15 protein-coding genes are annotated in these 19,547 nt (G+C 64.7%); 9 read left to right on the top strand and 6 right to left on the bottom strand.

From position 1 onward, the window contains the following. Positions 1-18: 18 nt before the first annotated feature. From ACTHNR_RS21425 to ACTHNR_RS21405, 5 genes are read right to left on the bottom strand one after another with little or no spacing between them, the layout of a single operon-like run. A complete protein-coding gene (locus ACTHNR_RS21425; protein WP_440549782.1) occupies positions 19-1,830 on the bottom strand; it encodes an adenosylcobalamin-dependent ribonucleoside-diphosphate reductase in 1,812 nt (603 codons plus the stop codon). 27 nt (positions 1,831-1,857) lie between these two features. Further along, complete coding sequence (locus ACTHNR_RS21420) at positions 1,858-4,239, bottom strand: serine hydrolase (RefSeq protein ID WP_440549780.1); 2,382 nt, start codon at positions 4,237-4,239, stop codon at positions 1,858-1,860. Beyond that, positions 4,185-5,438 carry a putative glycoside hydrolase gene (locus tag ACTHNR_RS21415; protein WP_440549777.1) on the bottom strand — a complete coding sequence of 418 codons (1,254 nt, stop codon included), beginning with the start codon at positions 5,436-5,438 and terminating at the stop codon, positions 4,185-4,187. The genes ACTHNR_RS21420 and ACTHNR_RS21415 overlap by 55 nt, the downstream gene beginning before the upstream one ends. Next, positions 5,435-6,289, bottom strand: coding sequence for a polysaccharide deacetylase family protein (locus ACTHNR_RS21410; RefSeq protein WP_440549774.1), 855 nt, complete (start codon positions 6,287-6,289; stop codon positions 5,435-5,437). The genes ACTHNR_RS21415 and ACTHNR_RS21410 overlap by 4 nt, the downstream gene beginning before the upstream one ends. Positions 6,290-6,348: 59 nt before the next feature. Beyond that, positions 6,349-6,738, bottom strand: a complete 390-nt coding sequence (locus tag ACTHNR_RS21405; protein WP_440549771.1) for a hypothetical protein — start codon at positions 6,736-6,738, stop codon at positions 6,349-6,351. Between the two features lie 269 nt (positions 6,739-7,007). On the opposite strand from ACTHNR_RS21405, the gene ACTHNR_RS21400 reads away from it, so the two are divergent. The 7 genes from ACTHNR_RS21400 (at position 7,008) to ACTHNR_RS21370 (ending at position 15,473) form a co-directional block, all read left to right on the top strand. Next, positions 7,008-7,502: a BCAM0308 family protein gene (locus ACTHNR_RS21400; RefSeq protein ID WP_440549768.1), complete on the top strand. Its 495-nt coding sequence runs from the start codon at positions 7,008-7,010 to the stop codon at positions 7,500-7,502. A 109-nt stretch (positions 7,503-7,611) separates the two neighbouring features. Then, positions 7,612-8,085 (top strand): hypothetical protein, encoded by a 474-nt coding sequence (locus tag ACTHNR_RS21395; protein WP_440549765.1) that lies wholly within the window; start codon positions 7,612-7,614, stop codon positions 8,083-8,085. Between the two features lie 28 nt (positions 8,086-8,113). Beyond that, on the top strand, positions 8,114-10,507 hold the full coding sequence (ppsA, locus tag ACTHNR_RS21390) for a phosphoenolpyruvate synthase (RefSeq protein WP_440549762.1): 2,394 nt from the start codon (positions 8,114-8,116) through the stop codon (positions 10,505-10,507). Positions 10,508-10,605: 98 nt separating this feature from the next. Next, a complete protein-coding gene (locus ACTHNR_RS21385; RefSeq protein WP_440549760.1) occupies positions 10,606-11,175 on the top strand; it encodes an Hsp20/alpha crystallin family protein in 570 nt (189 codons plus the stop codon). Between the two features lie 409 nt (positions 11,176-11,584). Continuing rightward, entirely contained in the window at positions 11,585-12,970 is a 1,386-nt protein-coding gene (locus tag ACTHNR_RS21380) for an NCS2 family permease (protein ID WP_440549757.1), read from the top strand. Between the two features lie 102 nt (positions 12,971-13,072). Beyond that, the gene (locus ACTHNR_RS21375) at positions 13,073-13,747 is read left to right on the top strand and encodes an HAD family hydrolase (RefSeq protein WP_440549754.1); all 675 of its coding nucleotides are present in this window, start codon (positions 13,073-13,075) and stop codon (positions 13,745-13,747) included. Between the two features lie 352 nt (positions 13,748-14,099). After that, positions 14,100-15,473 carry an MFS transporter gene (locus ACTHNR_RS21370; RefSeq protein ID WP_440549751.1) on the top strand — a complete coding sequence of 458 codons (1,374 nt, stop codon included), beginning with the start codon at positions 14,100-14,102 and terminating at the stop codon, positions 15,471-15,473. Between the two features lie 30 nt (positions 15,474-15,503). Here the strand turns inward: ACTHNR_RS21370 and ACTHNR_RS21365 are convergent, their stop codons facing one another. Beyond that, entirely contained in the window at positions 15,504-16,268 is a 765-nt protein-coding gene (locus ACTHNR_RS21365; protein WP_440549749.1) for an IclR family transcriptional regulator, read from the bottom strand. Positions 16,269-16,480: 212 nt separating this feature from the next. On the opposite strand from ACTHNR_RS21365, the gene sauS reads away from it, so the two are divergent. Further along, positions 16,481-17,926, top strand: a complete 1,446-nt coding sequence (gene sauS, locus ACTHNR_RS21360) for an acylating sulfoacetaldehyde dehydrogenase (protein ID WP_440549747.1) — start codon at positions 16,481-16,483, stop codon at positions 17,924-17,926. Beyond that, entirely contained in the window at positions 17,923-19,542 is a 1,620-nt protein-coding gene (locus ACTHNR_RS21355; RefSeq protein WP_440549744.1) for an AMP-binding protein, read from the top strand. Before sauS ends, ACTHNR_RS21355 begins: the two co-directional genes overlap by 4 nt. Positions 19,543-19,547 lie beyond the last annotated feature (5 nt).

The following is a 19,547-nucleotide window of genomic DNA, read 5'->3' as shown; positions in this document are numbered from 1 at the left end:
CGTTCCGACGCCGCAGCGCTAGCAACCGGAGCAGCGCAGGGAGCGCTCCGACGATTCGGGCGTGCCCGGTGAAAGTATCGCGTCGAGTGCTTCGTCGGGTCGGAACACGGTGATGCCTTTAAGACCGCCCCGCCAGGCCTCGAAGAACAGCGCGGCGACGTCGTCTGCAGTGACGTTTGGCGACACGATTACGGTCTTCGATATTCCCGCGTCGACGAACGGCTGCAACGCGCGCAGCATGTCGACGTGAGCGGAGGGGGACACGTCGTTTGTCTTGAGGAAATAGGCGGGCAGTGGCGCGCCCTCGCCGAAGAATCGACGATACAAGCGGTAGGCTCGATTCTCGACTTGGAAAACTCGAGGCGCATCGCGGCCGATGCGCACCGCGCGCCGATAGGTCCAATCGAATACTGGCTCGACGCCGCTTGAACAGTTGCCCGCGAACGCTAGGCTCACGCTGCCCGTTGGCGCGAATGACAGCAAGTGGCTATTTCTCAGCCCGTGCAGCGCAATCGCCTCGCGCACATGGGCCGGCAGTCGCGAACCGAAGTGGCCGGTGGAAAGGCTTTGGGTCGCATTGAAGAGCGGGTAAGGACCGCGCTCGGCCGCGAGCGCCGACGAGGCAGCGTACGCCTCGTCGCGCATGCATCGCGCGATCGAGGCAGCCAAGGCGCGGCCCGGCTCGCCGTCGTAGCGAAGGCGCATCATCGCGAGGGCGTCGGCCAGCCCCGTGACGCCCACGCCGATTCGCCGTTTGGACAGCGCCTCTTGCCTGTGCTCGGGAAGCGGCCAGCGCGTGATTTCCAGCACGTTGTCGAGCATGCGAACCTGAACGCGGACGCAATGGCCGAGCCTTGCGAAGTCGAATGCCGGCTCGCCGCCTACGCCGAACGGACAGTGCACGAGGCGCGACAGATCGATGGGACCGAGCACGCAACTGCCCCAAGGCGGCAGCGGTTGCTCCCCGCAGGGATTCGTCGCCGCGATCGTTTCGATCGAGGCGAGGTCGTTGGCCGCATTGATCGTATCGATGAACAGCAGGCCGGGTTCGGCGCTGTCGCGCGCGTATTCGACGATGTCTTCCCACATGGCCCGTGCCGGTACCGTCGCATAGCGCCAACGTCCGTCCGCGAGGCGCGCCGCACCGGAGGCGAGAGCGGCGCGGCTAGGCATCGCCCGATGGGACAGTGTCCACGGCGCGTCGCGTTCGACTGCGCGCATGAAGGCGTCGGATACGCCGACCGAAACGTTGAATGTCGACCATCGGCGGCGCCCGCGTTTGGCTTTCACGAACGCCGGCAGATCGGGGTGATCGCAGCGCAGGACGGCCATCTGCGCGCCGCGCCGTGAGCCGACGAACGATAGCGCCGCGCAGGCCGCATCGAATCGATCGATACAGGCGCAGACATCGCGTGCGTCGCCGCTTCCGGCGCTGAGCGCGGCTTGCGCGGGCGGTACGGGGGAGAAGTCGTATCCGATGCCGCCGCCCATTGCGAGCGTCGCGCGCGCCGCATCGAGCGCGCGATCGATGCCGGCTGCGTCGGCGACGCCGTCGCCCGTCGCCGCCGAGCCGATCGGATGGACGAAGCAATTGATCATCGTCGCGTCATGCGCGGTCCCGGCATTGGCCATGATGCGGCCGGCGCCGATCGCGCCGTGCAGCATGTTCGCGTAGAACGAGCGCGCGGAGCGCTCGCGTTGCTCGGGCGGCTCGCAAGAGGCGAGTGCGCGCGCAACACGCTTGAAGACGTGCCGGCGGACCGTTTCGCCAGGGGTGAGATAGCGGTCCGCCAAAACCAATTCGCCGATCGGCGGCAGGGCGTCGCTCATGGGGGCCCTCCACGAAGGCGCTTCTAGTTAATACGAAAGATATCGCTGACGCAATGCGGCGAATGCCGCCAGTTTCGCCGTGTCGATCGCTTCGACCGTATCGGTATCCGCGCCGTCGCGAATCGCTTGCCAAACCGGCGTAGAACCGATCGACTCCCGTGTGGCCGCGAGATCGAATCGATCGGGATACAGCGCATGCAGCGCCACGAGCAGTGCGATGCCGAGCCTTCCGGGCGGGGAAGGGCCAGTACGCTCGATCGTTACGCCGTGGCACTGCACGCCGCGAAACGCCGATTCCGTCGGAACGAAATCGACCGGCGCCAAACGCGCGCCTGTTGAAAGCGCATTGAGCCGGTCGGCAAGCGCAATGCCGTCGATCCACGGCGCGCCGATCCGCTCGAACGGGTGCGCGGTGCCGCGCCCCACGCTGACGTTCGCGCCTTCGATCAATGCAACGTCGGGATACAGGTCGAGCTGCGCCGGCGTGCGCAGGTTCGGCGAGATCGGCACCCACCCGAGACCGGTTTCGCCGTAGCGCATCGAGCGTCGGTAACCGTCCATGCGAATGACGCGCAGATCGGCGCCTATCGCGCGTTCCCGATTGAACAGCGTGGCAAGCTCACCCACCGTCAGGCCCGGTTCGAGCGGCAAGGGAAAGTAGCCGGTGAAGGACGTTCGCCCCGGATCCAACATCGGACCGCCGAACCGATCGGCGCCGAGCGGGGCAGGGCGGTCGAGGACGAAGAACGGAATGCCTCTGGCCGCGGCGGCTTCGAGGGCGTAACCGAGTGTGGTTTCGTACGTGAAAAAGCGCACGCCCGCGTCTTGAAGATCGAATACGAGCGCGTCCAAACCCGCGAGCCATGCCTCGTCGAATCGGCGGGTGGCGCCGTACAAGCTGTGGACCGCGATACCGGTCGGGCCATCCCGTGTGTCGGGTATCGACTCGTCGCGGTCGGTGGAGATGCCGTGCTCGGGCGCGAAGATCGCAGCCAACGTAACGGCTGGCGCATGGGCGAGAACGTCGATCGTTCGCCTGCCCGCGCCGTCGAAGCCGGTTCGATTCGTGACGAGTCCGATCCGTAGGCCCGCGAGCGGTGCGAACTGCTCGGCCTCGAGCATGTCGATGCCGGCTTTCACTGGGCCGATGGACGTCGGCAAACGGGTGGCGATTTCGGTCGACGGCGCAGTCCATGGCAGCGCATGTGCAAGGTCGTCCGTCGACATGGGCCCGCTCATGCTCGCGAGCCATGCCGTCGCTTGATCGCGAAGCGGCCGCGCGTCGCCGCGGTCATCCGGGTGAACGCGATTCGTGAGGATGACGATGAATCGCTTCGAAGCCAGATCGATCCATAGGGCCGTCCCGGTGTATCCCGTGTGATAGATCGAACCGATCGGGGGCAGCCGATCCCGATTCGACGCGAGCGGCGCATCCAGCGCCCATCCGAGGCCGCGCCGCGGCTCGATGCCCGGCGCCGAAGCGACAGTCGCCATCGAGTCGATCGTCTCCCGTGTCAAGATCGCTCGCCCGTCGAGCCGGCCGCCCTCGAGGATCATGCGGGAGAAACGCGCCAGGTCGTCCGCGGTGGAGAAGAGTCCCGCATTGCCCGCTACGCCGCCCATGCGCGAGGCCGTCGGATCGTGCACGCGCCCGGTGCGCATGCCGCGCGTGTCGTCTGTCGTCGGCGCCGCGCGCGCGCTGTGCGCCGCGTCGGGCTTGAACATCGTGTCGCGCATGCGCAGCGGAGCAAATATCGTCCTCATGCAATACGCGTCTAGCGAGCGATGCGTGAGGCGTTGCACGATTTCACCGAGCACGACGAAGTTGATATCGCTGTAGATGACGCGCTCGCCCGGCTTTGCCTGCAACGGTTGCGCGACGACCTCGGCCAGCACGCCGGCGCGGTTGCGAGCGCGGGGGCCGAGCGGCAAATCGGGCGCGAGCCCCGACGTATGAGCGAGCAGATCGCGTATCGTGACTTGGCTTTTTCCGTTCTCGGCAAAGGCGGGCCAATACCGGGCGACAGGCGCGCCGAGGTCGATTCGCCGCGCTTGGGCGAGTTGCATGACGGCTGTGGTCGTCGCAATGACCTTCGTGAGGGAGGCCAGATCGAACTCGGTGTCGAGCGTCATCGGTTCGCGAACGGGGGTGACCGACCGGTATCCGAAGGCCTCGCGATACCGCACGCCTTGCGCATCGCCCGCCACGATGACGGCGCCCGGAATGCGCCCGGCCGCGATTTCCCCTTCGACGATATGCGCGAGCGACTCGCGAGCCGCCGCATTGACGTCCGCTGCGAGCGCGACGCGCGGCGCCCAGGCGAAGAGCGCCGTGGCAGTCGCGAGCGCCGCGATCAACGAGGCAATTGCGCGGGATCGTATCGGTTGCGCGGATTCCACAGCATCCATCCGTCGGTGTCGGCCGCCTGAGCGGCGTCGATTTGGGCGCGTATGTCGTTGGCGTCGAACTCGCGACGATCGAAGGCATAGTCGCGAAACGCTTGCAGCCATGGCCTGAACCGGACGCCGGGCAGCCCGGTGCGCTGCTTCGCCTCGGCCAAGGAGCGCCGGACGATCTGTCCCGGGTCGGCGACGGGGTTGGTGCAGCCGGGCAAACCCCATGTGAAGCCCGAGGGATACAGCATCGGGGAGATGTAGTCGAGCGGCGTGGTCAGCGTCTCTAGTTGCTGGCCGATCGCCGTATCGTCGAGATTCCAGCAAACGTAGCCGAATATGTCGGCCGCGAGGAAGACGTTATACGGCGCGAGCCGCGCGCGCGCCGCGCCGAGAAAGCCCACGATCGCCGCGGTGCGGTTCTCTCGGGTGTTGGCGCGGGCGAACCGCAGCCCTTTCGCATCCGGAAAGCGGACGTAGTCGAACTGGATTTCGTCGAAGCCCGCTTGCGCCGCCTCTTCCGCGACGTCGAGGTTGTGCCGCCAGACAGCGGGCAAGAACGGATCGACCCAGTGCAGGCCTTCTCGATCGCGCCACGGTTGATCGTCCTCGCCGAGTACGGTCCATTCCGGGTGGGCCAATGCGAGCGGGTCGTCCTTGAAGACGACGATGCGGGCGATCAAATAGAGCCCGCGGCGATGCAAGTCGTCGATGATCGGCTGAAAGTCGTCCAGGGTCGGCGGATGCGGACCGACGTGCGCCGCGGCGCCTATCGCGATGCGGGCGGCGCTGCGATAGGGCGTCATCCCCCGATCGCCTTTCATGTCGATGACAAGCGCATTGACGGTAGTCTCGCCGACAAGCTTGACGGCGGCGTCGCGCAGCGACGGGTTCGTGACGCCGTACGCCGAAAGATAGACGGCGCGCGCGCGAAACGGAGGCAACGAAATCGTGAGAGGCGTTGTGCCGGTCGCCGCCGCTTCGATTCGCCCGTATCCGGGGGCGCGGACCTTCACCGTCTCGATGCCGCTTGCCTCCGACGAGAAACGACCTTGGGCGTCGGCGCGCGTGACCCGATCGGCTATCGTGACGATCGCGCCGGCGATGGGCGTGCGGGTATGTGCGTCGATCACGACACCCGAGAGCGCCGCCGCGCTTGCCGTGAAATGTGCGGCGATCAGGGCGGCCAACAGGATGCGCCATGCGCGTTTCATGGCAGCCGGGCCCTTTCGCCAGCGCCTTGCAGGTCGCGCTCGTTCAGCCGTCTTGCGAGCACCGCGGGGCTGTCGGCATCGGTGATCAGCAGGCGCGGTAGCGCGAGAAGGCGCGCTTGCTTATCGATGGCGCGACCTTCGATCGTCAATGCGGCGCGGTACCCGGCCGTTTTCGCGGACGCCATGAGGTCGTCGTCGACAATGCCGAACGGCCACGCGAGCATGTCCACGGACGTGCCGAGTTCGGATTCGATGCGCGTGCGCGAATCGACGAGCTGCCGTTCGACGAACCGATGAAAGTCCGCCGGCGCACGACGCGCTCGCTCGATGTTGAAGTTCGGATGCCAGTAGGTGTGCGACTGCACGTCGAAAAGACCGCTTGCCTGCAACTGCCGAATTTCCTCCCACGTGAGCGCGTACGAGGCGTTCGAGATGGCCGACGGATAGACGAAGAGCGTGAACGGCAAGCGCTCGCGCAAAGCGATGGGGCGCAGGATGTCGTACACGCTGCGGTGTCCGTCGTCGACCGTCAATGCCACGGCTTTCGGGGGGAGCTTCGCGTCGGGAAGGCTGAGCCAGTCCACGACGTCGCGCAGCCGCACGATCTCGTAGCCGTGCTCGCGCAAGAAGCGCATTTGCGCTTCGAAGGTCGTGACGCGCACGGTCATCGAGTCGAGAGCGGATTCGCCGAAGCGGTGATAGACGAGAACGGCTACCTGCTCCGAATGGTCGGCCGTGGGGGATGCTTCGACGTCGTCGCTGGCTGCAAGCCCGAGAAGAACCACGACGAGTGCTAGGACATAGATGAACCTGTTACGGATCGGCCGAGGTGTGCTTTTCTTATCGTGCATAGGTATTGTTTGAATCGTCAGGATCAACGCCGGAACGCCCTTGTGCGAGATGCTTCCCCTCAGTGAAGCCCGTCTTTCTTCGACGGCAGACTTTCTCCAAACCAGGGCACGTCCGAGCGAAGCGTGGCCGCAAAGGCATTCCAGCCTTCTGGGTTCGATGCGAACAGATGGTCGCGGACGGAGGCGGCGAGTGCGACGCGGTCGAGCGGATTGTCGAGCAGCCGCTGCGGCCAAAGGCAAAATGCGTGGAGCGCGGCGGCGGTGAATTCGCGAACCGTCAACCGCGCGGATACGTACTCGAGCAACGGCACGTCGGAAAGGATCGGTTGCTTAAGGAGCAGATCGCCGATCGTCTCGTCGTCGGATTCCGCTTCCTCGATCAGGCTCAACGTCTGCAGCGTGCCGCCCAGAGACTGCAGGAGCGCGCGCCGTTCGTATGCGTCATTCATCGGATGTTCCACCTGTCAACGTTGCGGGTCGGACCGTGCTTGCTGTCCCACGATCCAATCGTATGTTCGGAAGAAGGCGAGAACGTTGATTCTCGTCAAACTCATCCGCGCGCGTCGTCCAGACGAGCCAGCACGTCGCGCCAGAACGCAGGCTCGGCAAACGAATCGCGGGCTTGACGCAAGTCAAAACGCCGGCAGTGGCGACGAATACGCTGAAAGCGAATCATCGTTACCACGCGCAATGCGCCCCATCACCGAGAGAGTGCCTCATGAGCGATCACGCGAGACCTTTCAAACCAAGCGAGCAAAGGGAAGTCTTTCCGGGCCTGCATGGCGACCCGTACAGGCTTCGACGCAAGCATGCGGAACCGACGGTGTGTTCGAAGTGCGGCGCCGTCTATCACGACGGCCATTGGCAGTGGCTTGCGCGCCCGGCCGACGCCGAGGAGGCGATTTGCACGGCCTGCCATCGCATCGCCGATCAGGTGCCGGCGGGGTATGTCTATATCGACGGTCCGTTCGCACTAGCCCATCGTGCCGAGTTGCTGCAATTGATCGATCGTCATGCCGAGCGCGCTCGAGCGGCGCATCCGATGCAGCGTGTCATGTCGATCGAGCCCGGTGACGAGAAGATGGTCGTGACGACGACAGATGTTCATCTCGCTCGCGGTATCGGCTCGGCGCTGAAGTCGGCGTTTCAAGGCACGCTCGATTTGCATTACCAGCAAGACGAGTATCTCGTGCGCGTGTATTGGCAACGCTAGCCGCGCCGCTTTTCGCGCTTTGGCCGCTTCTGGGGCTTTCCCCGCTTTCACGACGCAGTGAGGCGAGGCAGGGGCGCGTTTGCCCCGTGCGACACCCATGGAGGTCCGCATGAACTGGTTGGCCCAATACTTCGAGCAGCGGACGAGTCGTCTGGCGTTGTCGCTCTGGGCGTATCCGCCCCTCGTGATCGGGCCTGACGGTCCCATGTCGCGACCGGTCGTCGAACTTGCTTATCCGGGCGCAGAACTCGCTTTCTCGCCCGGCGCGGTGATCCAGCAGGGAGGGCGCACGTACGCGCTGCCGTCGCATTTCGACTGGGTCGGCGAGCCCGACGCATCGCCTCGAGCGCAGTCGCGCGATGACGGTCACGCCGCGCTGTTCGGCCGCGTGTCGATTTTTTCGCCGTCGACGTTCAATCCCGATTTTCTCGTCACCGTAAACGAAGCGCTGTCGTTCGTCCCTACTTTCGCCGAAGACGGCAGTCCAGTTTTCTTCGGCGTGGCCTATGGGGCGACGGGTGAACCGGCGAAGCGCTTGGAAATGCGGTTGCCTTGGATTTTCCGCGGCTACATCAGCATTTGAGCCGTACCCGAACAAGGGGGACGTCGCGATGGCCGACGATGCTTTGGTTGTGTGGTTCGCTCGCTTGCGCCGAGCGGACCTCGGGCGGGTGGGCGGCAAGAACGCATCGCTCGGCGAATTGACGAGCACGCTGCTCGAAGCGGGTATCAAGGTGCCGCCCGGCTTCGCCACGACCGCATCCGCCTATTGGTCGTTCATCGACGCAAACGGCCTGCGGCGGACAATATCGGCGCTGCTCGAAGACATGTCGGAGAGCCGAATGACGCTGCCGCAGGCCGGCGCAGCCATCCGTCGAGCCATCTTGCACGGAGCGTGGCCGACGGAAATCGCCGACGCCATCTGCGCGGCTTATCGACAACTGAATGATCAAGCGGGCGCCGCGGATACCGATGTGGCCGTGCGCTCCAGCGCGACGGCCGAGGATTTGCCCGACGCGAGCTTCGCGGGGCAGCAGGAGACATACCTCAACGTGCGCGGCCAACAGGCCTTGTTAGCGGCTTGCCGGCGCTGTTATGCCTCGCTGTTTACCGATCGCGCGATCAGTTATCGCGAGGCAAAGGGCTTCGATCATATGTCGGTGGCGTTGTCGATCGGCGTTCAACGCATGGTGCGAGCCGACCTAGGCGGTGCGGGCGTGATGTTCTCGATCGATACGGAGACGGGCTTCGACAAGGTCGTCGTGATCAGCGCGGCGTGGGGGCTCGGCGAAAACGTCGTCCAAGGAATCGTCGAACCCGACGAGTACGAGGTATTCAAGCCACTGCTCGACGATGCGCAGTTCGCGCCGATCGTCGGCAAGAAGTTGGGCGAAAAGCAATTCAAGGTGATCTACGCACACGATGCGCGAACGCCGACCCGAAACGTGCCGACCTCGAAAGCCGAGCGCCGCGCGTTCGTGCTGGCGGATCACGAGATATTGACGCTGGCGCACTGGGCGTGCGCGATCGAGCGGCACTACGGCCAGCCGATGGATATCGAGTGGGCGAAAGACGGCGTGACGGGCGAGCTCTACATCGTCCAGGCCCGTCCGGAAACAGTGCAGTCGCGCCGCGAGGCTAGCGCCGTCAAGACCTATCGCTTGCAGCAAGCGGGCCGCAAGCTGCTGGGCGGCGTGGCGGTGGGCGAGGCGATCGCGGCCGGCCCCGTCTGCGTCATCGACAGCCCGCAGCGCGCCGGGCACTTCATCGACGGCTCGATTCTGGTCACGCGCACGACCGATCCCGATTGGCTGCCGCTCATGCGGCGTGCGGCGGCAATCGTCACCGATCATGGCGGCAGAACGTCGCACGCGGCCATTGTCAGCCGCGAACTGGGCTTGCCGGCGATCGTCGGCACCGGAAACGCCACCCATATCCTGCGCGACGAGCAAGAGGTGACGGTGTGCTGCGCCCAGGGCAGCGATGGCTTCGTCTATGAAGGGCGCGCGCAATTCACGGTGGAGGACATCGACTTCGCGAGTCTGCCGCGCACGCATACGCAAGTCATGCTCAACCTCGCCAATCCGGCGGCTGCGCTGCGCTGGTGGCGGCTGCCCGCGGACGGTGTGGGCCTGGCGCGCATGGAATTCGTCATCGGCAATCACATCAAGATTCACCCGATGGCGCTGGCGCGCTACGACACGCTGCCGGAGGGCGAAGCGAAGAAAACGATCGATGCGCTGACCACGGGCTACGCGGACAAGACGGCCTATTTCGTCGAACGCCTGGCGCTGGGCCTGGCGCGGATTGCGGCCGTGCAGTATCCGCGCCCCGTGATCGTGCGCATGAGCGACTTCAAGACGAACGAATACGCGAACCTGATTGGCGGTGCGTCGTTCGAACCGAAGGAAGAAAACCCGATGCTCGGTTTTCGTGGGGCGTCGCGCTACGACTCGCCGCGGTATCGCGCCGGTTTCGCCCTCGAATGCCGAGCCATCGCGCGGCTGCGCAAATTGATCGGGCTGACGAACGTGGTCGTGATGATTCCGTTTTGCCGGTCGCCGAAGGAAGCTGATCGCGTCTTGTCCGTCATGGCCGAGGAGGGGCTCGAACGGGGCAAGGATGGGCTCGAGGTCTACGTCATGTGCGAAATCCCTTCGAATGTGATCCTGGCGGAAGCATTCGCCGCCCGCTTCGATGGGTTTTCGATCGGCAGCAACGATTTGACGCAGCTGACGCTGGGCGTCGATCGCGATTCGGCCGATTTGGCGGCACTTTTCGACGAAGAGGACGAAGCCGTCAAATGGATGATCGCGCACGTGATCGATCGCGCGCACCGGTGCGGGGTGAAGGTCGGCCTGTGCGGTCAGGCGCCTAGCGACCGGCCGGCGTTCGCTCGTTTTCTCGTGGACCGCGGCATCGACTCGGTGTCCGTCACACCCGACAGCTTCGTTAAGGTCAAGCGCCGCATCGCGCAAGCCGAGGCCGAAAGGGCAACGCGATGAGCGACGTGCGATGCATGCCGGTTTGACTGCGATCAAAGCAAAACCGGAGCGTGCGCCCACAATGAAATTTCCTACCCCCACCGATGAGGAGTTCGATCATGGCTGAGTCTGGCAACAAAGTCCCTGTCAAGCAACAAGCCTCCGTGCCGAAAGCCGTCGAAAGCGGTGCGCATCCCTGGGCGCTGTCGGCCTGGCGTCCCGTCGAAAGTTTGCGTCACGAGATCGACCGCATCTTCGAGGACTTCGATCGCGGATTCTCGATGATGCCGTTTCGCCATTCGTCGTTCGATCTAAGTCCGTTCTGGCGTCGCGAGCGCGCTGCCGAGGCGGGGTTGGCCGCGCCGGCCGTCGACGTGGCGGAAACCGACAAGGCCTACGAGATCAAGGCGGAATTGCCCGGCCTCGACGAAAAGGACGTGGAAGTGAAGCTCGTCAACGGCGGCTTGTCGATCAAGGGCGAAAAGCACGAGGAAAAGGAAGAGAAGCAGAAGGACTACTACCTGCATGAACGCCGCTTCGGCTCGTTCGAGCGGTATTTCCAAATGCCCGAAGGCGTCGACCCCGAGAAGATCGAGGCCACGTTCAGCAAGGGTGTGCTGACCGTCACGCTGCCGAAGACGCCGGAAGCCCAAAAACCTGAGAAAACGATCCCCGTGAAAGGCGCTTGACGCGCACGCAGTATCATCGATCCCGCCAACTAGCAGGCGGTCGATCGACCTCCGCTCGGGCCGCACGCGCGAAGGCGTCCGCCTTCGCCGGGCCCGGCTTCTTCTTTGTCATTCCTTGCTTCGAATACTGGCCTTAACGGATCCGCACTAGGCGTAAACACCGGGTGCGCGACGCGAAAGCGCGGTTTCACGGCGATATAAGCGCTACGACATGGGCTGCATGTCCGTCGCCTGATGGGACGCACGGCGCCGTTCGCCTAACCTTCGCCAAGGCTCGCGCATGTCGCGGACAAGCCCGAGCCCACGAGATCCAATAGATCCAATAGACCCAATAGACCCAATAGATTCGAGACGAACCTGACGACGGCCCGTAAGGGCCGTTTCAGCATGCTGATAAAGGAGCAAGCTCATGAGTGATACCCACGCGCAGCCGGTCGTCGGCATTGGCGCGACAGACGACGTCGCGAACCACGGCGTCGTCGATCGCTACTTCGGCATTTCCGCGCGCGGCAGCACGCCGCGAGGCGAAATCGTCGCGGGCATCACTACCTTCCTCGCGATGGTCTATTCGGTTTTCGTCGTGCCCGGCATGCTCGGCCGCGCGGGCTTCGATACGAGCGCCGTATTCGTCGCAGTCTGCCTCACAACGGCGTTCGGTTCCCTGTTGATGGGCTTGTGGGCGAAGCTGCCGATCGCGATCGGCTGCGCGATTTCGCTCACGGCGTTTACGGCGTTCGGTCTCGTGCTCGGCAAAGGCATCGCACCGCCCGTGGCGCTTGGGGCCGTGTTCTTGATGGGACTCATCTTCACCGGCATTTCGATTACCGGCGTGCGTTCGTGGATTTTGCGCAATCTGCCTGCGGGCGTGGCGCATGGCACCGGCATCGGTATCGGCCTCTTTCTGCTGTTGATCGCATCGAACGACGTCGGTCTCGTCGTCAAGAACGCGGGCGGCGGCTTGCCGCTCGCGCTCGGTCACGTCACGGCGTTTCCGGTGATCATGTCGGTGATCGGCCTGGCCGCGATCTTCGGGCTGGAAAAGCGTCGCGTGCCCGGCGGCATTCTGCTCGTCGTGGTGGCCGTGTCGGCGATCGGTCTAGCGTTCGATCCCGGCGTGAAGTACCACGGCATCTTTGCGCTGCCTTCGTTGAGCGCGCCCGGGCATGCGTCGCTGATCGGCGCGATGGATATCAAGGGCGCGCTGTCTGCCGCCGTGTTGCCGAGCGTGTTCGCGCTCGTCATGACGGCCGTGTTCGACGCCACGGGCACGATTCGCGCGGTCGCGGGGCAGTCGGGGCAGCTCGACGAGAATGGCCGCATCGTCAACGGCGCGCGGGCGTTGACGGCCGATTCGCTGAGCTCGATTTTCTCGGGTTTTCTCGGCGGCGCGCCTGCCGCGGCTTATATCGAATCGAGCGTCGGCGTGGCGGCCGGCGCGAAGACGGGTCTTGCGGCCGCCGTGGTCGGGCTGCTATTTCTCGTCGTGATGTTCTTCTCGCCGGTGGCGGGCCTCGTTCCCTCGTATGCGACGGCCCCGGCGCTGATGTATGTAGGGCTCTTGATGCTATCGAGCGTGAGCAAGCTGCACATGGACGACAGGGTCGATGCGATGTCGGGTCTCGTCACGGCGGTGTTCATCGTGCTGACCGCCAACATCGTCACGGGCATCATGCTCGGGTTCGCGACGCTGGTCATCGGGCGCGTCGTGAGCGGCGAGTTTCGCAAGCTCAACATCGGCACCGTGTCGATCGCGGTCGTGCTGGTGGCGTTTTACGTCGGGGGCTGGGCCATTTGACGCTGGGTCCGGGGCGGCGCGAAATCCAGGTCGGCGCGTTACAATTGACCGCGCCGAAGCTTGCCGCAGTCCTCCCCGAACTCGACCATCCAAAGGCCCCCCATGCGATTCCAAACGCCCTTCCTATTCGATCTCGACGGCACCCTCGTCGATAGCGTCTATCAGCACGTGCTGGCCTGGAAGGAGGCGCTGGACGCGGAAGGCATTCCGTTGTCGGTTTGGCGAATTCATCGCAAGATCGGCATGAGCGGCGGCCTTTTCACGGCACAGCTCTTGCGCGAGACGAACGCGGACGTCAGCGAGCAAGCCGTCGATCGCCTTCGCCAAGCACACGCCGTCGCCTATCAACGTTACCGCGGCGAGGTACGTCCGCTTCCTGGTGCTAGGGAACTCCTGGATGCCCTGTCGCAAGCGGGCATACCGTGGGCGATCGCCACGAGCGGCCGCATGCAGACCGCTGCGCTGAACCTCGAGGCGCTCGGCGTCGATCCCGCGAAGGACGTGGTCGTCACGCGCGACGACGTCAAGTACGCGAAGCCCGACCCCGACCTCTTCATCGCGGCGGCGGAGCGCCTGGGCGTGCCGATCGAACGGTCGGTCGTGGTGGGCGACAGCATCTGGGACATGCTCGCGGCCAAGCGGTGCCGCGCGTTGGGCGTGGGACTGCTCTCGGGCGGGTACGGTACCGACGAACTCGAACGCTCCGGCGCGCTGCGCGTCTATGACGATCCCGCCGATCTGCTTTACCACTTGGACGAGATCGCCGCGCGTCCGTAAGCGTTTCGCTGCCGGCGACGCAGCCCTCGTCGCCGGCTCTCACTCTTCATCCGCTATGAATTGCCGACGCCCCTATAGCCGTCGTTAACGGCGAGCATGTCGCGCAGTCGAATCCCTTCCTCCCATTGCCCCGCCGGTGCAACAAAATTGGAACGAAATGTCCTGTTTCGTCCCATAACGGTTTGCCATGACCAATTTCCCTTGAAGTGCCGATTTCGGATCAGTACATAGAAACCAACGACCGACTGGCGCTTGGCCACGCGGTACGACAATCGCCCCGGAGGAGACGAACGCGGGGCCCCCATGCCGATGCGCACGCACGCATACGGATATCCAATGGAGGAGGCGTTTCATGGCATCTGATCCACACATCGATTCCCGCATGCTGCGGCGCGTCGCGCTGGCTAGCGTCATCGGCGCGACCGTCGAGTGGTACGACTTTTTTCTATACGGCGTCGTGGCCGGCATCATCTTCAACAAGCTGTATTTTCCGGCCGGCGATCCACTCGTCTCGACGCTGCTCGCTTACACGACGTTCGCGGTCGGCTTCGTCACGCGACCCATCGGCGGTGTGTTGTTCGGCCACTTTGGCGATCGCATCGGAAGAAAGTCCGCGCTTATCCTCACACTTTTCATCATGGGGATCTCGACGGCCGGCGTCGCGGTCGTGCCCACCTATGCGCAGATCGGGATATGGGCGCCGGTGCTGCTGCTCTCGCTGCGCGTGCTGCAGGGCATCGGGCTCGGAGGCGAGTGGGGCGGGGCGGTCTTGATGGCCTACGAATATGCGCCGCCGCGCCGGCGCGGGCTCTACGCGAGCTTGCCGCAGATCGGCCTGTCGATCGGCTTGTGTCTCGCTTCGGGCATGGTGGCAGCCGTTTCGCATCTGCTCTCCGAGCAGGCCTTCTTCGCCTGGGGCTGGCGTATCGCCTTCGGCGCGTCGCTCCTGCTCGTGTTCATCGGCCTCTATATCCGTCTGAAGGTGATGGAGACACCGGAGTTCCTCGCGCTCAAGCGCACGCGCCGCGAAGCGCGGCTGCCGTTCGTGGAAATGTTCGTGAGTTACCGCCGCGAGTGGCTGATCGGGATGGGCGCACGCTATATCGACGGGGTGTTCTTCAACATCTTCGCGGTGTTCTCGATCGGCTATTTGACGCAGCACATCAAGATGGATCGCACCGACGCTCTTCTAGGCGTGATGATCGCGGCCCTGGTCATGTGCTTCTTCATCCCGCTGTTCGGCAGTCTGTCCGATCGTGTCGGCCGCGCACGCGTGTACATGTGGGGCTCGCTGATCTGCGGCGTGTCCGCGTATCCCGCGTTTTGGCTGATCGAAAGTCAACCGGGCAACACGATGCTGATCTGGCTTGCGATCGTGATCCCGTTCGGTATTTGCTACGCGATGGTGTACGGGCCCGAAGCCGCGCTCTTCGCCGAACTGTTCGATGCGAACGTACGCTACACAGGCATCTCGTTCGTCTATCAATTCTCGGGAATCTTCGCGAGCGGCATCACGCCGATCGTCGCCACGGCGCTGTGGAAAATGAGCGGCGCCAAGTGGTGGACGATTTGCGCCTATGTGCTGTTCGCCGCGCTGGTCTCGGCCTATTCGGCGCATGCGATCGATCGGGGCAGGCGTCGCGGCGGCGAGCTTCCCGCGGGCCGCACCGGCGACGCAAACGACGCAAGCGATACCGGCGGCAAGCGCATCGCGAACGCCTCGTAGGTGCGCAAGGGGCCCGCAGCGGGCCTCTTTTCAAGCGCGGAACGTCTTTGCCGTTTCGTCGGCGGCGCGGCGCAGATCGGGTTCGAAGGCGAGAAGGTCGTCGAGCGTTGCGCGGCCGACAGGGGCTTGCACTGCAATGGCCGCACAAGCCCGGTTGCGGTCGAGCATGACGGGCACGGCGATCGCAATGAGCCCTTGAAGGTGCTCTTGATTGTTGACGGCAAGCCGGCGACGCCGCGTAGCGGTGAGCTCCTTGCGCAGGGCGTCGCGATCGGTGATCGTGCGCTCAGAGTACGCGCGAAGCGGCAATGTTTCGATCATCCGCTCGCGCCGATCCTTCGGCAGGAAACTGATCAAGAGCTTGCCGCTGGCCGAGCAGTGCAGCGGCACGTGCGATCCGGGCTGCAGATGCATGCGCAGCGGCCATTCCGTTTCCACCCGGTCGACATAGACGACATCGTTGCCCGAGAGCATCGTCAGATTGCAGGTCTCGCCAATCTTCGCCACCAGCTGCTCGAGCAACACGTGCCGCGCCGCCGCGGGGCCCGCGTGCATGAGTACGTTGACCGCGAGCATGCGCACGCGCGGGGAGCATTCGTAACGCTTGTCGCCCGCGCCCCGCGTGACGAGCCACGCATCGGATAGCTGCACGAGGATGCGATGCACGGTTTGCTTGGGCAAACCGAGCGTGTTCACGAGATCCATCATGGAAAGCGGGTGGCCGGCTTGAGCCAGCGTCTCGAGCACGCGGAACGCACGTACGGCAGCTGCATTCGATTGATTCGATGTGGACATCGTGTCTCCTGATCTTGGCGGTCGCCGCCGCTCTCTGCCGTTCATTGTGCATCGGCCCGTGCGGTTTTCGGGACTCGGGGAAGTCCCGAATTTTGCGTTTTCCCCAGCACGTCGCGACGCAGTCGACGAATGCTCGGGAAACGGGACTCGCCGTGCGTTGGCGCCGAATAGATTGGCAGTAACGCCAATTCTTTCCCACGGGAGCGACTCGTATGAATGTCAGGGCCACAGCAGCCGAAGTGGCTGGTCCGCCAGCACAAGAGGAAACGAAAGCGAGCATCGCCGCGCTGGTTGCTCGCGCTCGCGAGGCGCAGCACAGCTTCGAATTCGCCGGCCAAACCGCGCTCGATACGGCCGCCGCCGCGGCCGCCTGGGCCATCATGGAGCCGGCCCGCAATCGCCGGCTCGCGGAGCTGGCCGTGCGCGATACGGGGCTCGGCAATGTCGAGGACAAGGTCCGCAAGAATTTCCGCAAGACGCTCGGGTTGCTGCGCGATCTGCATGGGCGGCCCACGTGCGGCGTGATTGCGCGCGACAGCGCGAAGGGCATCGTCGAAATTGCGCGCGCCGTAGGCGTCGTGGCGGCGATCACGCCGTCGACGAATCCGGCTGCCACCCCGGCAAACAAGATCGTCAACGCGCTCAAATGCGGCAATGCGGTGATCGTCGCCCCTTCGCCGAAGGGCTATTCGTCGTGCGCGTTGCTGATCGACTTCATTCACGCCGAGTTTCGCAAGGCTGGCCTCGATCCGGCGCTCGTGCAGATGGTGCCCGAACCGGTCAGCAAGGCCGCGACAGCCGCGCTGATGCAAGCGGCCGATCTGGTCGTGGCGACGGGCTCGCAGGCGAACGTGCGCATGGCTTACGCAAGCGGTACCCCGGCTTTTGGCGTCGGGGCCGGGAACGTAGCGTCCATCGTCGAGCGTTCCGCCGATCTGCTCGATGCGGCGCACAAGATCTCGCTGTCCAAGACGTTCGACAACGCCACGAGCTGCTCATCGGAAAACAGCGTGGTGATCGAGGACGCCGTCTACGACGCCATGCTCGACGCGCTGCGGCGGTGCGGCGGGGCGATGCTCGACGCGCGGCAAAAGACGCAGCTGCAGGAAGTGATGTGGCGCGAGGGAAAGCTCTCCGATCGCTGCACCGCAAAATCGGCCACGCAAATCGCGCAAGCGGCCGGGCTGGACGAGGTGGCCGCACGTGAGCCGAAGTTCTTGATGGTCGAGGAGAGCGCGTTCGGCCCCGACGCCCCGTTCTCCGGCGAAAAGCTCGCGCCGGTGCTCGCGGTCTATCGCGCCGGCGATTTCGCGGATGCCGAGCGCATCGTAGCCAGCCTTTACGCCTACATGGGCGCGGGCCATTCAGTCGGCCTGCACACCGCCCAACCGGATTTGGCCGTCGCCTTGGGCGAGCGTTTGCCAGTGGCGCGCGTCATCGTCAATCAGGCCCATTGCTTCGCGACGGGCGGCAATTTCGACAACGGCTTGCCGTTTTCGCTGTCGATGGGGTGCGGCACATGGGGCCGCAACAATTTCTCGAGCAACCTCGATTTTCGTCAATACCTGAACGTGACGCGCGTCGCGTATCCGATCGAGGAACGCGTGCCCGATCTCGACGATGTCCTGGGCGACTATTTCAGGAGCGTGGGCCGATGAGTACCGTCACGACGCTGCGTGCGCTCATCGACGCGCGCGCCAATCAATACCCCGACAAGCCGTTCATGCTGACCGTATCGGAGGACGACGGGGACGCGGGCGGCACAGCGATCACCTTCGGCATGCTGCGCGAGCGGTGCAGAGCGCTCGAGGCGCATTTTCGCTCGGCCGGCCTGCGCCCCGGCGACGTCGTCTCGGTGTTCATGGGAAACGGCACGCAAACGGCCACGCTCCTGCTCGGGGCGATGTATAGCGGCCTCGTGGCCCATCCGCTGAATTTGCTGTGCCAGCCGTCGCAACTAGGCTATATCGTCGCGCACTCGGATTCGCGCATGATCTTCGTCTGCGACGACACGATCGAAGCGCTGATCGCCGGCCGCAACACCTTATCCGAGCAGGAGGCGAGACGAGACGTCGCGCTCGTGCGTACGGCGCCCAATGCGGTGGAATTGCCCGCGCTCCCGGCGCGGGAGGCTGCGCTCGCCGAAGCCCACGGCGGCCACGACGGCGCGGTCGACGCCATGTTGCCCGATGCGGCCGGGCAGCGTCCCGTTCAGCCGACCGACATCGCGCTGCTGATGTACACCTCGGGCACGACCGGCGCGCCGAAGGGCGTCCTGCTCAGCCATCGCAATCTCCTGGCGAATGCGCGCAACATCAGCCTCGAGCATCGGCTCGGCGCGCAGGATCGCGTGCTCGCGTCGCTGCCGCTTTATCACATCAACGGCCTGGTCGTGACGCTGCTCGCGCCGCTCTATCACGCGGGGTCCGTCGTTCTGACGCCTCGGTTCTCCGCCCGCACGTTTTGGCGGGACGTCGCGCGCTCGAGCTGCACGTGGATCAACGTCGTGCCGACGATCGTGGCTTATCTGCTCAACGGCGACGAGGCGCGCGGCTTCGATTTCTCGGCGTTGAAGTTCTGCCGCAGTGCGTCAGCGGCGTTGCCCGGCGATCATCACCGAGCGTTCGAGGCCCGGTTCGGCATCGGCATCGTCGAGACGATGGGAATGACCGAAACCGCCGCACCGGTATTCAGTAATCCTTACGAACCGGGTCGTCGGCGCGTGGGCAGCATCGGGCTGCCGTCGGGCAGCGAGGCGAAGGTGATCGATCGAGAAGGGCGCGAATGCGGGCCGAACGAGGTCGGCGAGATCGTGTTGCGCGGCGATCAGGTGATGCAGGGTTACTACAAGCGCCCGGAAGAGACGGCCAAGGCGTTTACCGCCGACGGCTGGCTGCGCACGGGCGATCTCGGCTATCGCGACGAGGACGGCTATTTCTACATCAATGGCCGCTCGAAGGAACTGATCATCAAAGGCGGCGAGAACATCGCGCCGCGCGAGATCGACGAGGCGCTGCTGCGCCATCCGGGCGTGCTCGACGCCGCGGCGGTGGGCGTTCCCGATCCCGCGTACGGGCAGGAGATCGTCGCGTTCGTCGTGCCGCGCGAGACGCACTGGCCGGGGGCGCCCGATTCCAACGAACTGCGCACGCACTGCTTGCGCGAACTCGGCCGATACAAGACACCGAAAGAAATTCGCTTCGTCAGCGAACTGCCGCGCGGCCCCTCGGGCAAGGTGCAGCGCTTGAAGCTCGTCGCCCCGGCGCCCGACTGATCCGC

Origin of the sequence: Trinickia sp. (assembly GCF_051954495.1) — a bacterium.
Classification (GTDB): Bacteria; Pseudomonadota; Gammaproteobacteria; order Burkholderiales; family Burkholderiaceae; genus Trinickia.
This window is presented reverse-complemented; position numbering and strand designations above follow the sequence as displayed.

Coding starts and splice junctions, on each gene's coding strand:
- ACTHNR_RS21425 (WP_440549782.1), bottom strand. CDS start 1,830: ATGAGCGACGCCCTGCCGCCGATCGGCGAATTGGTTTTGGCGGACCGC.
- ACTHNR_RS21420 (WP_440549780.1), bottom strand. CDS start 4,239: ATGGATGCTGTGGAATCCGCGCAACCGATACGATCCCGCGCAATTGCC.
- ACTHNR_RS21415 (WP_440549777.1), bottom strand. CDS start 5,438: ATGAAACGCGCATGGCGCATCCTGTTGGCCGCCCTGATCGCCGCACAT.
- ACTHNR_RS21410 (WP_440549774.1), bottom strand. CDS start 6,289: ATGCACGATAAGAAAAGCACACCTCGGCCGATCCGTAACAGGTTCATC.
- ACTHNR_RS21405 (WP_440549771.1), bottom strand. CDS start 6,738: ATGAATGACGCATACGAACGGCGCGCGCTCCTGCAGTCTCTGGGCGGC.
- ACTHNR_RS21400 (WP_440549768.1), top strand. CDS start 7,008: ATGAGCGATCACGCGAGACCTTTCAAACCAAGCGAGCAAAGGGAAGTC.
- ACTHNR_RS21395 (WP_440549765.1), top strand. CDS start 7,612: ATGAACTGGTTGGCCCAATACTTCGAGCAGCGGACGAGTCGTCTGGCG.
- ppsA (WP_440549762.1), top strand. CDS start 8,114: ATGGCCGACGATGCTTTGGTTGTGTGGTTCGCTCGCTTGCGCCGAGCG.
- ACTHNR_RS21385 (WP_440549760.1), top strand. CDS start 10,606: ATGGCTGAGTCTGGCAACAAAGTCCCTGTCAAGCAACAAGCCTCCGTG.
- ACTHNR_RS21380 (WP_440549757.1), top strand. CDS start 11,585: ATGAGTGATACCCACGCGCAGCCGGTCGTCGGCATTGGCGCGACAGAC.
- ACTHNR_RS21375 (WP_440549754.1), top strand. CDS start 13,073: ATGCGATTCCAAACGCCCTTCCTATTCGATCTCGACGGCACCCTCGTC.
- ACTHNR_RS21370 (WP_440549751.1), top strand. CDS start 14,100: ATGGCATCTGATCCACACATCGATTCCCGCATGCTGCGGCGCGTCGCG.
- ACTHNR_RS21365 (WP_440549749.1), bottom strand. CDS start 16,268: ATGTCCACATCGAATCAATCGAATGCAGCTGCCGTACGTGCGTTCCGC.
- sauS (WP_440549747.1), top strand. CDS start 16,481: ATGAATGTCAGGGCCACAGCAGCCGAAGTGGCTGGTCCGCCAGCACAA.
- ACTHNR_RS21355 (WP_440549744.1), top strand. CDS start 17,923: ATGAGTACCGTCACGACGCTGCGTGCGCTCATCGACGCGCGCGCCAAT.